At 68.5% G+C, this 14,952-nt stretch carries 15 protein-coding genes, 1 tRNA gene and 4 pseudogenes; 6 read left to right on the top strand and 14 right to left on the bottom strand.

The window, feature by feature from the left end; all coding sequences use genetic code 11:
- Positions 1-341: 341 nt before the first annotated feature.
- The 3 genes and pseudogenes from BLW86_RS42680 to BLW86_RS38925 form a co-directional block, all read right to left on the bottom strand.
- A pseudogene (locus BLW86_RS42680) lies at positions 342-834 on the bottom strand (transposase family protein); the annotation flags it as partial.
- A 68-nt stretch (positions 835-902) separates the two neighbouring features.
- Complete coding sequence (locus BLW86_RS38930; protein ID WP_093878362.1) at positions 903-1,988, bottom strand: tyrosine-protein phosphatase; 1,086 nt, start codon at positions 1,986-1,988, stop codon at positions 903-905.
- A gap of 499 nt (positions 1,989-2,487) precedes the next feature.
- Positions 2,488-2,904, bottom strand: a complete 417-nt coding sequence (locus tag BLW86_RS38925) for a hypothetical protein (protein ID WP_093878361.1) — start codon at positions 2,902-2,904, stop codon at positions 2,488-2,490.
- Positions 2,905-3,530: 626 nt separating this feature from the next.
- Here BLW86_RS38925 and BLW86_RS38920 point away from each other — a divergent pair.
- The 3 genes and pseudogenes from BLW86_RS38920 to BLW86_RS38910 form a co-directional block, all read left to right on the top strand.
- Entirely contained in the window at positions 3,531-3,857 is a 327-nt protein-coding gene (locus tag BLW86_RS38920) for an SCO0607 family lipoprotein (protein WP_093878360.1), read from the top strand.
- A gap of 168 nt (positions 3,858-4,025) precedes the next feature.
- Positions 4,026-5,189: a PP2C family protein-serine/threonine phosphatase gene (locus BLW86_RS38915; protein ID WP_093878359.1), complete on the top strand. Its 1,164-nt coding sequence runs from the start codon at positions 4,026-4,028 to the stop codon at positions 5,187-5,189.
- Positions 5,131-5,418: pseudogene (locus tag BLW86_RS38910) on the top strand (transposase); the annotation flags it as partial. The gene BLW86_RS38915 and the pseudogene BLW86_RS38910, both read left to right, overlap by 59 nt.
- On the opposite strand, the pseudogene BLW86_RS38905 reads toward BLW86_RS38910, so the two are convergent.
- From BLW86_RS38905 to BLW86_RS38870, 8 genes and pseudogenes are all read right to left on the bottom strand, one after another.
- A pseudogene (locus BLW86_RS38905) lies at positions 5,411-5,784 on the bottom strand (hypothetical protein); the annotation flags it as partial. The pseudogenes BLW86_RS38910 and BLW86_RS38905 sit on opposite strands and share 8 nt — an antisense overlap.
- A gap of 263 nt (positions 5,785-6,047) precedes the next feature.
- A pseudogene (locus BLW86_RS38900) lies at positions 6,048-6,697 on the bottom strand (IS5 family transposase); the annotation flags it as partial.
- Between the two features lie 908 nt (positions 6,698-7,605).
- The gene (locus BLW86_RS38890; protein WP_256341610.1) at positions 7,606-8,028 is read right to left on the bottom strand and encodes a hypothetical protein; all 423 of its coding nucleotides are present in this window, start codon (positions 8,026-8,028) and stop codon (positions 7,606-7,608) included.
- 202 nt (positions 8,029-8,230) lie between these two features.
- Complete coding sequence (locus BLW86_RS38885) at positions 8,231-8,491, bottom strand: hypothetical protein (protein WP_093878356.1); 261 nt, start codon at positions 8,489-8,491, stop codon at positions 8,231-8,233.
- Positions 8,488-8,796 carry a DUF6247 family protein gene (locus tag BLW86_RS38880; RefSeq protein ID WP_093878355.1) on the bottom strand — a complete coding sequence of 103 codons (309 nt, stop codon included), beginning with the start codon at positions 8,794-8,796 and terminating at the stop codon, positions 8,488-8,490. Before BLW86_RS38880 ends, BLW86_RS38885 begins: the two co-directional genes overlap by 4 nt.
- Positions 8,797-8,975: 179 nt before the next feature.
- Entirely contained in the window at positions 8,976-9,554 is a 579-nt protein-coding gene (locus tag BLW86_RS38875; protein WP_093878354.1) for a hypothetical protein, read from the bottom strand.
- A 255-nt stretch (positions 9,555-9,809) separates the two neighbouring features.
- Positions 9,810-9,929 (bottom strand) — tRNA-Gly (locus BLW86_RS42395).
- A gap of 209 nt (positions 9,930-10,138) precedes the next feature.
- A complete protein-coding gene (locus tag BLW86_RS38870) occupies positions 10,139-10,612 on the bottom strand; it encodes a nuclear transport factor 2 family protein (protein ID WP_093878353.1) in 474 nt (157 codons plus the stop codon).
- Between the two features lie 439 nt (positions 10,613-11,051).
- Here BLW86_RS38870 and BLW86_RS38865 point away from each other — a divergent pair, with 439 nt between their 5' ends.
- Together BLW86_RS38865 and BLW86_RS38860 are read left to right on the top strand one after the other, a co-directional pair.
- The gene (locus BLW86_RS38865; RefSeq protein ID WP_093878352.1) at positions 11,052-12,002 is read left to right on the top strand and encodes a MerR family transcriptional regulator; all 951 of its coding nucleotides are present in this window, start codon (positions 11,052-11,054) and stop codon (positions 12,000-12,002) included.
- A 17-nt stretch (positions 12,003-12,019) separates the two neighbouring features.
- Positions 12,020-12,241, top strand: coding sequence for a hypothetical protein (locus BLW86_RS38860; RefSeq protein ID WP_093878351.1), 222 nt, complete (start codon positions 12,020-12,022; stop codon positions 12,239-12,241).
- 134 nt (positions 12,242-12,375) lie between these two features.
- On the opposite strand, the gene BLW86_RS38855 is transcribed toward BLW86_RS38860, so the two are convergent.
- From BLW86_RS38855 to BLW86_RS38845, 3 genes are all read right to left on the bottom strand, one after another.
- Positions 12,376-12,567, bottom strand: coding sequence for a hypothetical protein (locus BLW86_RS38855; RefSeq protein ID WP_256341609.1), 192 nt, complete (start codon positions 12,565-12,567; stop codon positions 12,376-12,378).
- Positions 12,564-13,313, bottom strand: coding sequence for a transposase family protein (locus BLW86_RS38850; RefSeq protein ID WP_093878350.1), 750 nt, complete (start codon positions 13,311-13,313; stop codon positions 12,564-12,566). Before BLW86_RS38850 ends, BLW86_RS38855 begins: the two co-directional genes overlap by 4 nt.
- A 119-nt stretch (positions 13,314-13,432) precedes the next feature.
- Positions 13,433-13,993 (bottom strand): TetR/AcrR family transcriptional regulator, encoded by a 561-nt coding sequence (locus tag BLW86_RS38845; RefSeq protein ID WP_093878349.1) that lies wholly within the window; start codon positions 13,991-13,993, stop codon positions 13,433-13,435.
- A 114-nt stretch (positions 13,994-14,107) separates the two neighbouring features.
- Between BLW86_RS38845 and BLW86_RS38840 the strand changes: the two genes are divergently transcribed.
- Complete coding sequence (locus BLW86_RS38840; protein WP_093878348.1) at positions 14,108-14,794, top strand: SDR family oxidoreductase; 687 nt, start codon at positions 14,108-14,110, stop codon at positions 14,792-14,794.
- Positions 14,795-14,952: the final 158 nt, after the last annotated feature.

Genomic DNA, 14,952 nt, shown 5'->3' with positions numbered 1-14,952 from the left:
CCCGCGAGCGGGGAGCAGACTCTGTGACCTGCAGTTCTACCGCACACACGGCTTCAGCTGTACCGCTTTCACCAGAACCGGCAAACCACTCAAAGTCGCCCTCTCTCCCTCACCCTGCCCGCTTCACGGGCAGAGCAGGCGCACCTCTATCTTCCTCATGGAAGACCTCACCCGGTCCATCGCCGGCATGTGGTCAGCGGCCTCGTGGTACGAGGCGCCCTTACGAGCTGGTGCGTGATAGCGGCGGAGCCGTGTTTGCCTGATCGGGGTCGTGGTCACGCGTTGGTGCTGCGGTCGGAGACGAGGCCGGCGATGGCCCGGTCGGCAATGACGGTGGCCTACATCGTGTTCTGCTTCTTCTTGCCCGAGACGAACGCGCGCCGCCCACCGCGGCCGACCGCGGGACGCCGGACCTGGACCTCGGTGGCGTCCAGCCGCAGCACGACGCCCTCGGCCTGGGCATAGGCGAAGACATCGGCCAGGGTCCGCAGGCCGGGCCGGTCGGGACCGCGCATCCCCGTTCGGCCGGAAGCCCGCGTATCTCTCCGATCGCGCGGGTGACGGTGGAGCGGTCGACCCCGGACAGCAGGGCGAGGACGGAGTGCGGGAGATCGTGCCGCAGGTGGATCAGCGTGACGACCAGCCGGCCGGTGAACCCCAGCCGATGCCGGGCACCGGCCCCGCCTCACGTTTCCTGGCCCCGCCACGTGCCCCGCGACGGCGACCCTCGACCACGGCCTCCCACGGATCGGCCAGCTCCTTGGCCAGGCAAGCCAGATGCTGCCGGGAGATCCCGGTGAACAGCTGATGCGCGAGGATGTCCCGGCTGACCATGGTCACCACGGGCTGGATCATCCCACCCCCGAGGGATCACTCCTCAACCACAATCACGCACCAGCTCGTCAGCCTATGAGGAGGTCCTCCTTGAGGCGCTTCAGTTCGTGGCGGTCGATGCCGAGACCGTCGCTCAGGTAGCGGTCGAAGGTGCCGTACTTCGCCTCGACCTCGTCGTAGCCGGAGTTGAGGTACTCGGCGCGGACGTCCAGCAGCGGCTTGTAGACGGCGGCCTGCTGCGGCGGGAGGTGGCCGAGAAGGGCGTCATTGGCGGCCTTGCGGTAGGCGTTGCTGGCCAAGTAGTCGGCCACGACGGTGTCCCGCGGCACGCCGAGCGCGGCGAGCAGGGCGGCGCTGGACCACCCGGTGCGGTCCTTGCCGGCCGTGCAGTGGAAGAGCACGGAGCGCGCGTCGTCCTCGCGTATGCCGTCGAACACCTGGCTGTACGCCTTCTTGCCGCCGTCGCCGCTGACCATCGCCCTCTCGGCGTCGATCATCATCTGTTCAGCCTCGGCCGGGGTCTTGGGCATGGTCTGAAACGCGCCGGAGCCCGCGAAGACGTCCGCGACGACGTAGTCGGCACCGGCCGGCACCCTGTCGGGGTCCTTGACGCGCTCGCCCTCCATGCGCAGGTCGAAGACGGTCCTGATGCGCAGGCGCCGGAGCTTGGCCTGATCCTCGGCGGTCAGGTTGTTCAGGGCGTCCGAGCGGTAGACCTCGCCCATCTTGACCCACTTACCGTTCTGGGTGCGATAGCCGCCCGCATCACGGAGGTTGACCGTTCCGGAGAGCTTGACGAGCCGGTCGGCGAGCCTCAGACCCTGACCGCGATCGGCCTCGAACCAGAACCACTGACGGTCTGCGGCGGGCAGACCAGTGATCACAGCCCGCCCGGTGGCACCGCCCCTCGCGACGACCCTTCCGTTCGCACGGATTTCGACGCGCGTGACGCCCTCCGCCTTCCAGCTGAGGGAGAACGAACCGTCGATGCCGGCGGTGACCGTGGCCTCGGCGAACGGAATGGCCTGCCCGGAACGGTGCTGTACGGCGTACCCGGGCAGGCCCCGCTCGGCAGCGCCGACGGCCGGGGCGAGGGGCAGGCCGAGAGCGAGAGTGGAGGCGACGGCGGTCGCGGAGAGGGTTGCCTTGTTCATGGCCGTGAGACTGAGCGGCCGGGACGAACGCCGTATGAACGCGGCATGGCTGGATACCGCCCCATCGAAGACAGGTGACAAAACATGCCACCTATGCAAAGCATGCAAGCCGCAGGCGGACTGCACCTGGCCAAGAAGTCATCTCGTTTGACGGCAAGACCCTCTGCCGTCCGGCAGGGGCGCGGTGACGGCAGGGAGAAGTGTCGCGTCGGCCGGCTGTGGCGTCCACCTGCGCCGTCGGGCTGCATCGCCCCTCCCCCAGCGGCGCATGAGGAATCAGGGAGGCCGGAGAGTTTTTGGCTGCGCGCTGTGCCTGCATCCATCTTGAAGTCGCCGGTGACACCTGGGCGCGGCCAGGTCAACCCTGCGAAGGGGCGTTTGAGGACAGCAAGGTCAAGACGGTCACGGCCGACGACCGGTACTCACCTCAGCGAGGATTCTCGCCCTCGCATCCGGAAAGGACAGCCCCCTCTGGGATGCGGATATGTCGCAGCTACGGCTACGGACGCGGGCCGCTGCCCGGTCGCGTACGGCGGGCGTCTCGGCGGTGACGGTGCCGTGCCCTCCACCGGGCGAGGAGCTCACCGGGTGTGCTGGCCGGCGGTGTCCGTTCCGCCGGCTCTCGCTCCTGCGGGGTGAGAGCGATGTGGGGCATGAGGTAGCGGTCGCCGTCCGTCTCCAGCACGCACAGGGGAACGTCGTCCACGTCGTCGGGGTGGCCGATCCTGACGACCATCCGCTTGGGCGGAAGGGCAGGGATCTCCCCCTCCAGGACAGTGGCCTGGTGGCGCGGAGCACGGGCCGCGGCGACGGTCTTGCCGTTGACCCAGACTTCCGCGCGCCGACGCCGCGGGTCGTGCAGGACGGTGATCGATTGACCGTCCTGGTCCAGGTGGTAACGGTGGTGACCTGCCATGTCGGCCTCCTCGGGCGCTCCTGTCACCAGCGTAGAACGCGAGCCTCCCCCCTGTCGTGACCCCGCCCGGGGACGGTGGAGGGAGCCGCCAGTCCTCGTTCTTGCCGATCGCCGCGCTGATGGAGAGCGGATGGGCCCGGCTGAGCTCCACGGCGGACGGAAGATGTGTCGAGCCGGGCGCACCTGACCGTCACACTCGTGTTGCTCGTCGAGCCAGACCGTTCCCGCTTGACAGCCCGGTCGATCGAGGACTGCGGTGGCCTCGATCTCGACCAGATGCTCAGGGCCGTCCAGCACCACTGCGCCACGGCCCCCGCGGCCGGGCCGGTGCGGGTGACACGCCGGACCAGCCGGTCTGCCGAGTGCGACGCATCCGACCGCACCCACGGCGACACATCGACCGCCAGCAGCAGGCGTCCGCTTCGGGGCGGGGCAGCAACACCCCGCAGGCAAGGTCCCCCAGCCGCTCGACGTACCGACAGCGGTGACATCCCCCTGGGCTGCGGCCTCTTGAGCATCCCCCCGGACACCTTTGAGTACGCGTACTCACGGCACGGCAGCTCTCCGATGGCGAGAGTGGTGCCAAACCAAGCGAAATGGAGACCACCGTGCACACGCCCCGAGGGATGAACCGATCCGCCGCTGCCCCGCTTCCCGGAAAGGCCCGTCTCATAGCTGCTGCTCTCGTGAGCGCGGCCGCGGTCGTGGCCCTCACCGGATGTGCCGGTGTCGAGTACCGGGAGGACATCTGCAGCAGCGGCGAGTACCCCGTCTTGTCCGTGGGCGGTACCGGGTCCGCCTGCGTCCCGGACAAGCAGGAGCCCCCGGCAGGATTCGTGCGGTACCCGGAGGGCAAGGTGCCGCAGCAGGTCGACGACAAGTGGGACGTGTACTGGAACACCCACACGCTCGACAAGGACGGCAACATCATCGACGCCCCGGACGCGGGCTGACTTGGGAAAAGCCGATCCAACCAGCTCGCCTGTCAGCGGACGCGGCTTCAGCCACGGGGCCAGGTGATCGGTTCCTCCTCAGGTTCCTGTCCGGTCTCGCACAGCGACGGGCCCCGGTCCCGGAGCGGCACATCCCGCCTTGCGCAGGCAGGTGGAAGGCTTGGGGGCATGGCTTTTCGAGCACGGTTGGACGCCCGGCGTTCCTGGCAGCCGGGTCACGCACCCGCGCTGGTCGTGATCCCGCTCGGGCTGATCATCACGGTCTGTGTGGTGGATGTGCTGTCTCCGCCGCACATCCACCTCGGTCCGCTGCTCGTGGCAGCGCCCGCGATCACGGTGGCGTTCGCCGGCGCGCGCATGACGGCGCTGATGGGGGCTCTCGCGGTAGCAGCCCAGGTGCTGATCGGCGCGCTCAGAGGGGTCTCGGACACCGCCAACGTCCAAGCCCAGATCGCTGCCCTGATCGTCGTCTCGGCCGTCTGTGTCATCGTCTGCGTGGTGCGGGACCGGCACGAGCGGCAGCTGTACCAGGTGCGGTCGGTGGCCGAGGCAGCACAAAACGTGCTGTTGCGGCCGCTGCCCGCGCGCTCCGGCCCGCTGTGGATCGCCGGCCTCTACATCCCTGCCGAGGAGGAAGCCGAGCTGGGCGGAGACCTGTACGCGGCCGCGCGCACCGCCCACCACAGCACCCGGATCCTCATCGGCGATGTGCGCGGCAGCGGCCTGGGCGCCATCAGCAACACCGCCCTGCTGCTCGGCGCCTTCCGCGCAGCCGCTCATCGCCAGGCCACCCTTCCACGTCTCGCCATCCACCTGGACGCCGCGTTTCGCTGGGACGCCAGCCAGTGGCGGTCACCGGCCGAGCAGGAGACCACCGAGGACTTCGCCACCGCCGTGCTGCTCGACATCCCCGACCACGACCCGGTGGTTCACCTCATCAGCTGCGGTCACCCGCCGCCGCTCATCCTCCGGGGACACCGGCTCATCCCGCTCGTGGCCGAGGCGAGCCACCTTCCGATCGGGCTCGGCGGGGCATTCGGCATAGCCGACTACACCGTCCAGACTTTCCCCTTCGAGGCCGGCGACCTGCTGCTCCTCTACACCGACGGCGTCATCGAGGCACGCAACGCCGACGGACACTTCTACCCCTTCACCGAACGGGCGCCGCAGTGGACGACGGAAGACCCAAACGAGCTGCTGCGCCATCTCCAGGACGATCTGCTGGCCCACGTCCACGGGCACCTCGACGACGACGCGGCCGTCGTCGCCATCCGCCGCCTACCCGGGTCTCGCCCCGGCAACCCGGAGCTGGGGCTCCTCGATCCGCGGTGAACAGCCCTCCAGACGGGGAAACGAGCAGCTCAAACGGGTCTTCTTCCTCTCCGCGTTCGCTTCCTTGGGTGACCCGGCATCGCGGGCCTACTACGACAAGAAGATCGCCCAAGGGAAGCACCACACCCAGGCTCTGCTCTGCCTCGCCAGACGCCGGGCCGACGTCCTGTTCGCGATGCTCCGTGACGGAACCTTCTACGAACCGCAGCCGTCGGCCGCAGTCACCTGACCTGCGGGTCTGCGAGGAGAACGACTCGATCGGCCTCGACATCGAAGCCGAGCACCGGATGGCCATAGTCGCCTTCCGGGTCCATCAGCACCGGCTTGCCCAGCCGCCGACCGATCTCCTGGAGGAAGCCGCAGAACACATCAAGTCGCTCCTGGCCCTGCAACTCCCGCAGGTCGACGTCGAAGTCGACTTCATCGTCGGCATGGAAACGGAAGACCGCCAACACGTCTACAGTCGGCCAGACCCGCAGTCCGGACACTCGGCATCCGCCGGACGGGACAGCACGGCTTCCGCCCGGCGCACCGGAAGCACCGTCTCTCCCTCGGAGTACTGGCACTTCCAGCCCTTCTCCGCGACAAGATCGAGGCGTGGCTTTGTCCATGAGAACGGGTTCTGGCACACATTCCGTGAATCATCACGCTGAGTGATATTTGTCCGGCGGGGGCCCTCGGGAAGCTGCCTGAAAATGATTCGTCCCCAGCGCGGTGTGGCTGACAGTTCGCTTTGTGGAAGAGGTAGTGCTCCGGCTGGAGGGGTCACTGTTCCCGTCGATCTCGGACGTGGCTGTGCTGTCGGTCTACGTGACCGACGAAGCGGTACGCATCGAGGCCCAGAGGACGGTGGTCGGGTCCGTGCTCAGGACCGCGACGGGCGATCAGCGGTTTCACTCCGAGGTCCCAGACCAGACGGCGGTACTTGTCGTGGTCGTATCCGCGGTCGCCCAGCACCACGTCCGGCCGGCGCCGAAGTCGGCCGCGCTTGCCTCGCACCGGCGGCGCTGCCTGAAGCAACGGGATCAGCTGGGTGACGGCGTTGCGGTTGCCACCAGTCAGGGTGACGGCGAGCGGGATGCCAGTGGCGTCGGTGATCAGGTGGTGTTCGCTGCCGGTTCTGCCCTGGTCAACAGTGCTTCGTCCCGTCTTGGACCCCCTTTTAACGCCCGAATGTGAGAGCCGTCGACCGCCGCCCGGGAGAAGTCCAGCGCGTTCGCACCGCGGAGCCTGGCCATAAGGACCTCGTGGAGCCGGGGCCGCACATCGGCTTCGGTCCGTTCGGCCAGGCGGCGCCAGCACGTCATGCCCGACCCGAAGCCGAGCTCCTGCGGCAGATGCTCCCAGGAGATCCCGGTGTGCAGCACGAACAGGATGCCCTGGAACACCAGTCGGTCCGGATGCCGCTTGCGCCCAGGATGCCGGTATCGGCGTTCGACCTTGGGCAACAGCGGTTCGACCACCGCCCACAACTCGTCATCGACATCCCACGTCTTCGGCCGAGCCACCCCACACCCCTGGATCGTCAATCCCAGAGCGATCCAATCACCACGAAGATCATTTCGTTAGGAATTCCAAGTCTTCCGGAGATTGCCCTTTCAGCCGGTAGACGTCGTGGGAGGCGCCCCATGCCAGATGGTGCAGCAGCGCGGAGAAGCAGCCGGTGCGAGTAATCGCGTGCAGGATGCCAGACGTCCATGACGGCAAAGGCCGCCGGGGTCCGAGGAGTAGGCGGCCGGGCTGTTTCTTGCTCTGCTTCCTCACTTCGCTGAACGGTGTGAGGCCAGCAGGGGGTACACGTCCGTCGGGGAGAACAGCCTTCCCGTCCCGTCGGGTGGGAGGAGCCAGGACAGTCCTGTCACCCTGCGGGCGGGGTCCGGAACCGCTAGCCACCTCCCGCTCGTCAGATATCGGGCGGCCCGGTGCAGGCGCGTGGGAGGAGGAGAGCCTGAAGCCATCAGGAGTACGAGTTCCTGACGCCTGCTGTCGCGAAGCGCCGGCCCCATGGCCGAATGCCCCGAGCGGGCGATGGCGGTCAGCAGGCTGCGGCCCAGTATCTCCGGGACCACGAGTGCGTCCCACATCCGGCCTGCGGGCAGGAGCACGACACCCTGCAGGCCCGTGCGCCACTCGCGCAAACACCCGGCTGGGTCATCACCGGCCGAGGCCAGCCACCGAGCTGCCTTCACCGTGCCAGTCATGTGCCGCCCCCTCTCTGATCGGCTGACGAAGGGCCTGAGTCTTCCGTACCGGAAGCGGTACGGGCAGGGAGGCGGAACATGGCGGATTTCGCCGACCGTTGTTGTGATGTGGCAGGCACTGCCACATCCCTTGGATGGGGCAGGTTGCCTTGGTTCGGTTTCCGCACACGACAGATCTGGGCCCCTCCCCAGCGGTGCATCCAGTGGAGTGTGGATCACACGGCGTGACTGAGCCATCGCCGGAGGGCGACATGGGTGGTGTCGTTCAGCTGGCACAGGGCCTCGATGGCGTCCAGGTCCCCCGGCAGGGGCGCGATACCCGCGGTGGTGAGAGCTGCATGCAGTTCCAGACGGCGACGGTCGGCCGGTTCGAGAGAAGCGGACAGCCGGCTTGCCGACTCCGGTGCGGGCAGAAGGCGGTCACCGGGCTCCACGCCGTCGCAGACGCTCGACGTCCGCTCCGGCAGGTCGTGGACAAGGGCCGCGGGGAAGCGGTACGGGTCAAGGTCCAGCAGCGCTGCGGTACCCGTAGTGAAAGTCTGAACACCAGTCACGGGAATGCCTCCTTGGTCGTCATGCCACTGCAGGAAACGACTGGCGCGGAAGGGAAGACGGTTGCGACGCGCCTGGCGCTCCACCTGAATAGCCCCTACCGCATCTCGTCACAAAAACGATGACCCAACCGGCCTGCGTGAGCGAAGGCACACGCATCGTGTCAATCAACCCACCCCGGCACCTCCCGAAGCCATCCCCACGAGTTGCAGTTGACGGACGGTACGGACCGCCTCGTCGGCATCAGCAGTACGCATCGCCACGTCGGCTCGAGGCGACGGCCAAGATCTAGCCGAGCCAGACGATGTCCAGGACGGACAGGTGCCGAAGGGCTCGGTTGGCGAAGTAGATGACGGACAGGCGACCGGCGGACGCGATCCGGACGTCTTCGCCCTCGGGGTCGTCGGGGTCCCACTGGCGGAACCCCTGCGGGTCAGCCGCAGCGGCGTCAAGCAGGTCCCAGACCGTCTCTTCGGCGTGCTCGGGAAGTTCGGCGAGGACCTTCGCCGCCGGTGTAGAAAAGCGGACCGCGTACGGCTGCACGCTCACCGGAGCCGCCGGCCGCGGAGCTCGGCCATGTCGATGAACCCGCTCTCGTCGTGGCCGGAGGCCACGAACGTGTCGACCGCGGGGGCGGAAGCGAGACGGGCCTGCCAGACGTGGACGACTTCGTAGAGGGTGTTCAAGGAGAACGTCCGACGCGATTCCTCCAACGCGGCCCCCCACTCCCTCTCGAAGGCGGGCACCCACCTTTCCGCACGCCGATCGGACCGGAGCTGGGCAAGGAGCTCGGCCGGGGCGCCGGGCGCGGGGGCGTACGTAGCGACGGGTGTGTGGTCGGGCTGGGCTCTCATCGGCTCCTCCTGCGGCGGGTGCTACCAGCCACCGTAGAGCGCCGTGGCCCAGGCCGTGGAGGTTCGGCTGATCGCGGGGCCGGATGCCATGTCGTCGTCGCGGTGCCGGATGAGCGCTTGACGCTCCGCGCGGTTTCAGGGGCGGTTCACGCGGCCCGGGTGCCATGGGCCAGAGGTGTTCAGCAGTTCAAGTACTGGTAGCGCGTCAAGCGGGAGGCAGCCGCCTTCTCCGTCGTGCCGAGAGCTTCGGTGAGCCGAGGCAGTGGGGTGACGTCACCGGCGATGTACCGGGCGGCGATCGGCCCGTGGTCGGCGACGATCGCCTCCAGCTTCCCGGCCGCCTTCAGCACGACGAGCGGCTCGTCATCGACGAGCTCGTCCAAGCGCTCGCGCAGTGTGCGCAGCAGACCCGTGACGTCGCCGGGCAGAGGGACCGTGCGCGCGGCAACGTCGTCCAGGTGTGCCTCCCAGTCCCTCTCGGGCCCGGAGACGTCGTAGGCGTCGCGGCCGGCGCGGAGGACCTGTTTCCAGTCGAGGGGGAAGGCGCGCTCGCCGCGCCATCCGCACGCGCACTTGCCCCGCATCGATGTCGCGGTCGGGCGGCGCAGGGAGCCGTCGTACACCCACCAGTCGGTCGACTCGTGGAAGTAGGAGCTGCTGCCCAGGTCGAAGTAGACCGGGCCCGGCTCACTGCCGTCCGCCAGTAGTACCCCGACCTCACCCGTGTGCGTCTCGAATCCCTCGCGCTGCCAGCCCATCGGGCTTTCCCCTCCTCGCCGGTGGAGGCGGTGCCGAGGGCCCGCCACCTCCACGATGGGACAGCGAGGCGGTCACCCGCAGGAGAGTTGGCATATTCCACCAGCACATCGGTAGCGCGCGAAGCGGTACGCGCCCCTGGCGAGGCCGGCGCCCGCAGGGGGTGGCTTTGTCCATGAGAACGGGTTCTGGCACAACTTCTGTGGACCTGGCGCGAGGCGGCAGGTCCGTGCGCCGTGCTACGTCCTGGTCGGCTGCGGTGCCGACGGGATTTGAACCCGCGAGACAGATGGGAGCAGGTCCGCCCCGTCCCCGTCAGTCGCCGTGGGAGGGACCTCGCCCACGGCGATCGCAATGGACCGCTCTGCCACGGCACCGCAACCTGCGGAAATGCGCGCACTCCCGCTCTGACCAAGCGTAGAGACACCGTTCTCTGCGGACGAATCTTTATCTGATTGCCGGCAACCGCTGCCACGGGTCCACAGCAGTTGTGCCAGAGCCTGAAAACGGGCTCTGGCACAACTTCTGTGGAGTGTCACTCCCCGTGGCGCAGGATCCTTGACGGCCGGTCGGCTGGGAGCCGTTCTTATGACTGGCCGGGCCTGTTGAGGCGTTCCGTGGGGCCGGCGAAGGAGAGGAAGAGAGTCCGCGTGGTGAGCAGCCAGGTGTCGTCCACCTTGCGGAACGTGTCTTCGTAGTGCCCCACCTGAACCGGGGGCCGCGGTGGTACGAGGCCCTCGCTGTAGCCGTCGACACGGTACGTGGTGAAGTAGGTGGTGGCGGTGGCGGTGTCCGCAGAGGTCACGGTGACCAGGATGTTGGTGCATATACGGCGTGACAGTCGGTCTGCGGGCCGGTTGCCGAAGTAGAGGCGCAGGGCGTCGTGACCAGCGATGCGACGGTCGCCTGCGGGCCATTCCCAGGTGCCGTCCTGCGTGAAGAGGTCTGCCACCGAGCTCGGGTCCCCGAGGTCGAGCCGGTGGACGAACTCGACGACCAGCCGCTCACAAGCCCGCTCCGCGAGCAGGCGCTCCATCGGGTCAAGAGTTTCATCATTCATGGTCGATCCATATCAGGCCGCCTCTGGCTGAGGCAGCCTCACCCGAGCTGGGCCCCGGTGCCGGGCGCATGTTCTCCAGAGCCGTGCCCGTCCGTGGCCGCCCCCACCTGTCGATCCGTAACTCAGTGTGGCCAGTCCACAGGACCTGAGCCAGAACCCAAAACACACCGTCGAAAACAGACACACCGTCCAGGCCGTCGGTGAGGCCACCCGCACAGGCCAGCCGGTCGCCTGGCCAGCACCCCCGTGCCAGTACCAGGTCGTCCCCTCGATCCACCTGCCCCTCGCCACCGAAAGCGTCCCGCCCCCACCCGTGGGCCCGCCCGCCCCGGTCATGCTCGCCGGATACCTGACACACTTCGTATCCCGCGCCCGGCGTGCCGTTCACCTCGGAATGCCCGGTTGAGTCTCCCGTGGGGGGAGACATCAAGCTGGGGGCATGGACAGCGACACGCTCTATTCCATCGGAGAACTATCCCGCCGGACCGGTCTGACGGTAAAGACCATCCGGTACTACTCCGACCAGGGCATCGTCCCGCCGACCGACCGCAGCCCGGCGGGCTACCGGCTTTACGGCCTCGACGCCCTCGCACGCCTGGATCTGGCCCGCACGCTGCGCGATCTCGGGCTCGACCTGGCGACCGTGCGCAAGGTGCTGGACCGGGAGGCATCCATACCGGAAGTCGCCGAAGCACACGCCGACGCCCTGGACGTACAGATCCAGACCCTCCGCCTGCGCCGGGCAGTACTACGAGCAGTCGCCAGACGCGGCCCCACCACCATGGAGATGGATCTCATGCATCGACTCGCCATGCTCTCCCAGTCCGAACAACGCCGGCTCGTAACCGACTTCATCGACGACGTCTTCAGAGGCTTTGACGCCAACCCCGAGTTCGTGACTCTGATGCGATCCGCACTGCCCTTGCTCCCCGACGATCCCACGCCTGAACAAGTCGGGGCCTGGGTGGAACTCGCCGAACTCTGCCAGAACTCAGACTTCAGTACCGCGGTACGGCGCATAGCTGAGGAGCAGGCGAAAAAGCCTTCCGAGCAGGACGTCAACGGCTTGCACAACGGCCTCAATCAAGCGATGGGTGAACGCATCGACGAAGCCGTATCCGCCGGCATCCTCCCAGCCTCCGCCAAAGCCGCACCCCTTGCCGAATCACTGGGCGGCCTCTACGGCCACGCCTTCGAGCGTGCCGGCGACGGTGATCTGCGCCGCTGGCTCGTCGCCCGCCTGCAGATGACCGTTGACCCACACGCCAAGCGCTATTGGCAGCTCCTGGCGACGATCAATGGATGGCCCGCGTCACCAACGCTCGCTCCCGTTTACACATGGTTCACCACCGTTCTTTGCCGTGCTTCTGCCGCGGCAGCGGCCTCTTGAGCTCCGGAGGGCATCACGTGAAGTACGACGTTTTACAGGTCCTCGGTGTGGCTCTCTTCGTCCTTGGGGGACAGGGAGCGATCCGCCAGCTTGTCGACCACAGCAACGCCAGCCTACTCGGCTGGCTGCCAGGCGGATTCGCGGCGAGCATCACCGTCTACCTCGTCGCCGTCGCCATCGGCGCGGTTGTCGCGGGCTGGGCACGCGGCCAAGCGACGGCAGTCAGGCGCAGGAGCTGACGGGGCGACGGGAAGGCGCACTCGGTCGTCATTCATTCATCAATGGAGCAGCCTCCCGCGCGGCGCGGGGCCAAGCCTTACGAGTTGGTGCGTGATAGCGGGTGAGGCGTGTTTCGCCTGGTCGTGGCCTGTTCTCAGGCGTTGTTGGTGCGGTCGGAGACGAGGCCGGCGATGGCGCGGCAGGTGTCGGGCAGGCGGTCGCGGCAATGGGTCCAGCGCATCAGTTGTTTCCAGCGTTTGTGGCCTGCGAGGGCGTGTTCGACGGTGATGCGGTCGGAGGAGTGCCAGTGGCGGTCGCGTTCCCACTGAGCCTTTTTCAACCTCACGCTGCCGCGTGGTGAAGGAGGAGTACGGCCTGGACGATCGCGGTGGTGCGGTGGGTGCCGCAGCGGAGCTTCCGCAGGAGCCGCCGGCCCGTCGGGGTGGCCATGGCCCGCTCGCCGAGGCAGCGGATCTGGGCGTGCGTGCCGTGGCGGCGCCGCGGCCCTCGCTTGAGGCGACGGCCACGGAAGGGCACCCCGACCGGGCCGTCGGCGCCTTGGTACGCCCTGTCCGCCCGGCACGTGAGGCCCGTGGCGGCGAGAGCCCCGACGCTCCCGGGGGCGCGGGCGGCGGTCGGATCGTGCCGGGAACCGGGCAGTGCGGGCCAAGCCCGCAGCAGACGGCCGAACGGGTCGGCGAGGACCTGGACGTTCCTGCCGTGGCGCTTGTGTTTCCCCGCGGGGTACGGGGTGTCGGCGGCGATCCGGCCGATCGGCAGCAGGGTGCCCTCCGGGATCACCAATGCCGTGGCCCGTGCGACGCGCATCGCCTCGGCCGGGGTGGGCGCGAGGGCGGCCGGCACGTCGACGGCCTCGCGCAGGGAGCGGCACGCGGTGGCGATGGCGAACCCGGCGGCGAGCTGGGCGTAGGTGTCACCGCACCGCGGGCGGGCCAGGGCGGGCAGGGCCTGCCGCGGGGCGGGAAGGCACCGCCGCCGCGTTCCGGTCCGCTGCCGCCTGCGCCTCAGTCGCCCGGTCGGGAACCGCAGGGTGCGGCTGGACAGGTCGACCGGGGACGGGCAGGCAAGCACACGAAGCTCCCGGCAGACACGGGCGATCTTGGCCGGGAGCCCGTGTGCCAGGAGCTTCGTCGTTGCGCAGGCATGTCCAGCTCGCGATCAGCACCGCCAGCCCGGAAAAGGCTCACTGATCAGTCGGCTGCCGTCAAAGCCCTGCGCGCGGTGGTGAGGATCTCCTCGGAGAGCGGGGAGCCGTTGGTGGCCCGGGCCAGGACGAGTGCGCCGAACATGGTGCACAGCCGGGTGATGCCGTCCTGGTCCTCGGTGGTGAGCCACTCAGCGAAGTCGGCCACGCCCTCGGTGTAAATCCGGCGGGCCTCATGATCTTCGCCTTCGCGCGCCATGTCAGTGGCGAGTGCGGCGACGGGGCACCCGTCCGCCGGGCTGTCGCGGTGTTCGGGAGAGAGGTAGGTGGCGATCAGTGCCTGTTGGGCGGCGCCGCGCTGCCCGCCGTGCTGCTCGAGTCCGTCCTTGTGGTACCGGGTGAGTTCGCCGAAGGCGTGGGCGGTGGCTTCGTCGATGAGCGCCTCTTTGGATGCGAACTGCTTGTAGAAGCCGCCGTGGGTCAGACCGGCCGCCTTCATGAGGTCGGCCACGCTGACGTGAGTCCCCTGTTCCCGGAACAGGCGAGACGCGGTTTCCACGACCCGTCGGCGGTTCTCCTCTGCCTGCGCCTGCGATACGCGGCCCATCGGGCACCTCCCATTTGGATGTCGACTGGCATCTATTCTAGGTCAGTGCTTAGATTGCACTCGTAATCTAATCCTGTGGGCCGCTTGACGACGGCCGTAACGCTGGGAGTGGGCATGGAACTGAAGGACTCGGTCGCGGTGGTCACCGGCGCCAACCGGGGGCTCGGGCGGCATCTGGCCGCCCAGCTCGTGGAACGCGGGGCCAAGGTGTACGCGGCGGCCCGGCGCCCCGAGACGGTGGACCTTCCGGGGGTCACCCCACTGCGGCTCGACGTGACGGACGAGGAGTCGATCCGGGCCGCGGCCCGGATCGCGTCCGACGCGACGCTGCTGGTGAACAACGCCGGCATCTCCACCGGCACCCCGCTGATCGCGGGCGGCCCGGACGCGGTGCGCCTGGAGATGGACACGAACTTCTTCGGTCCACTCGCCGTGACGCGGGCCTTCGCCCCCGTCATCGAGGCCAACGGCGGCGGCGCCGTGCTCAACGTCCTGTCGGTCCTGTCCTGGCTGCACCCGGCCGACCTCGGCGCCTATGCGGCGGCCAAGGCCGCGGCGTGGGCGCTGACCGGCGCGGTCCGGGAGGAACTGGCGCCCCGCGGCATCGCCGTCTCTGCACTGCACGTCGGATACATGGACACCGACATGGCCGCGAGCGTACCCGCCGACCAGAAGACCGACCCCGCCGAGGTCGCCGCCCAGGCCCTGGCCGGCATCGAGACGGGACTCCCCGAGATCCTCGCCGACGACCTCACCCGGTACGTGAAGCAGAGCCTGGCCGCATCGCCGAACGCGGCGTGAGCGCACATCGCCCCACCGGCGGCCTTGATGCCCGGCGACTCATACCGCGCCGATGACGGCCGCCCATCGCATCGGCGAGGGGCTCCAGAACAAACACGACAAAGCGTGCCGTACTGGCAGAAGCCCGGGACGCACAGCGGCCCTGTCCCCGTACGGAC

The sequence above is a fragment of the Streptomyces sp. TLI_105 genome (genome assembly GCF_900105415.1).
Classification (GTDB): Bacteria; Actinomycetota; Actinomycetes; order Streptomycetales; family Streptomycetaceae; genus Streptomyces.
This window is presented reverse-complemented; position numbering and strand designations above follow the sequence as displayed.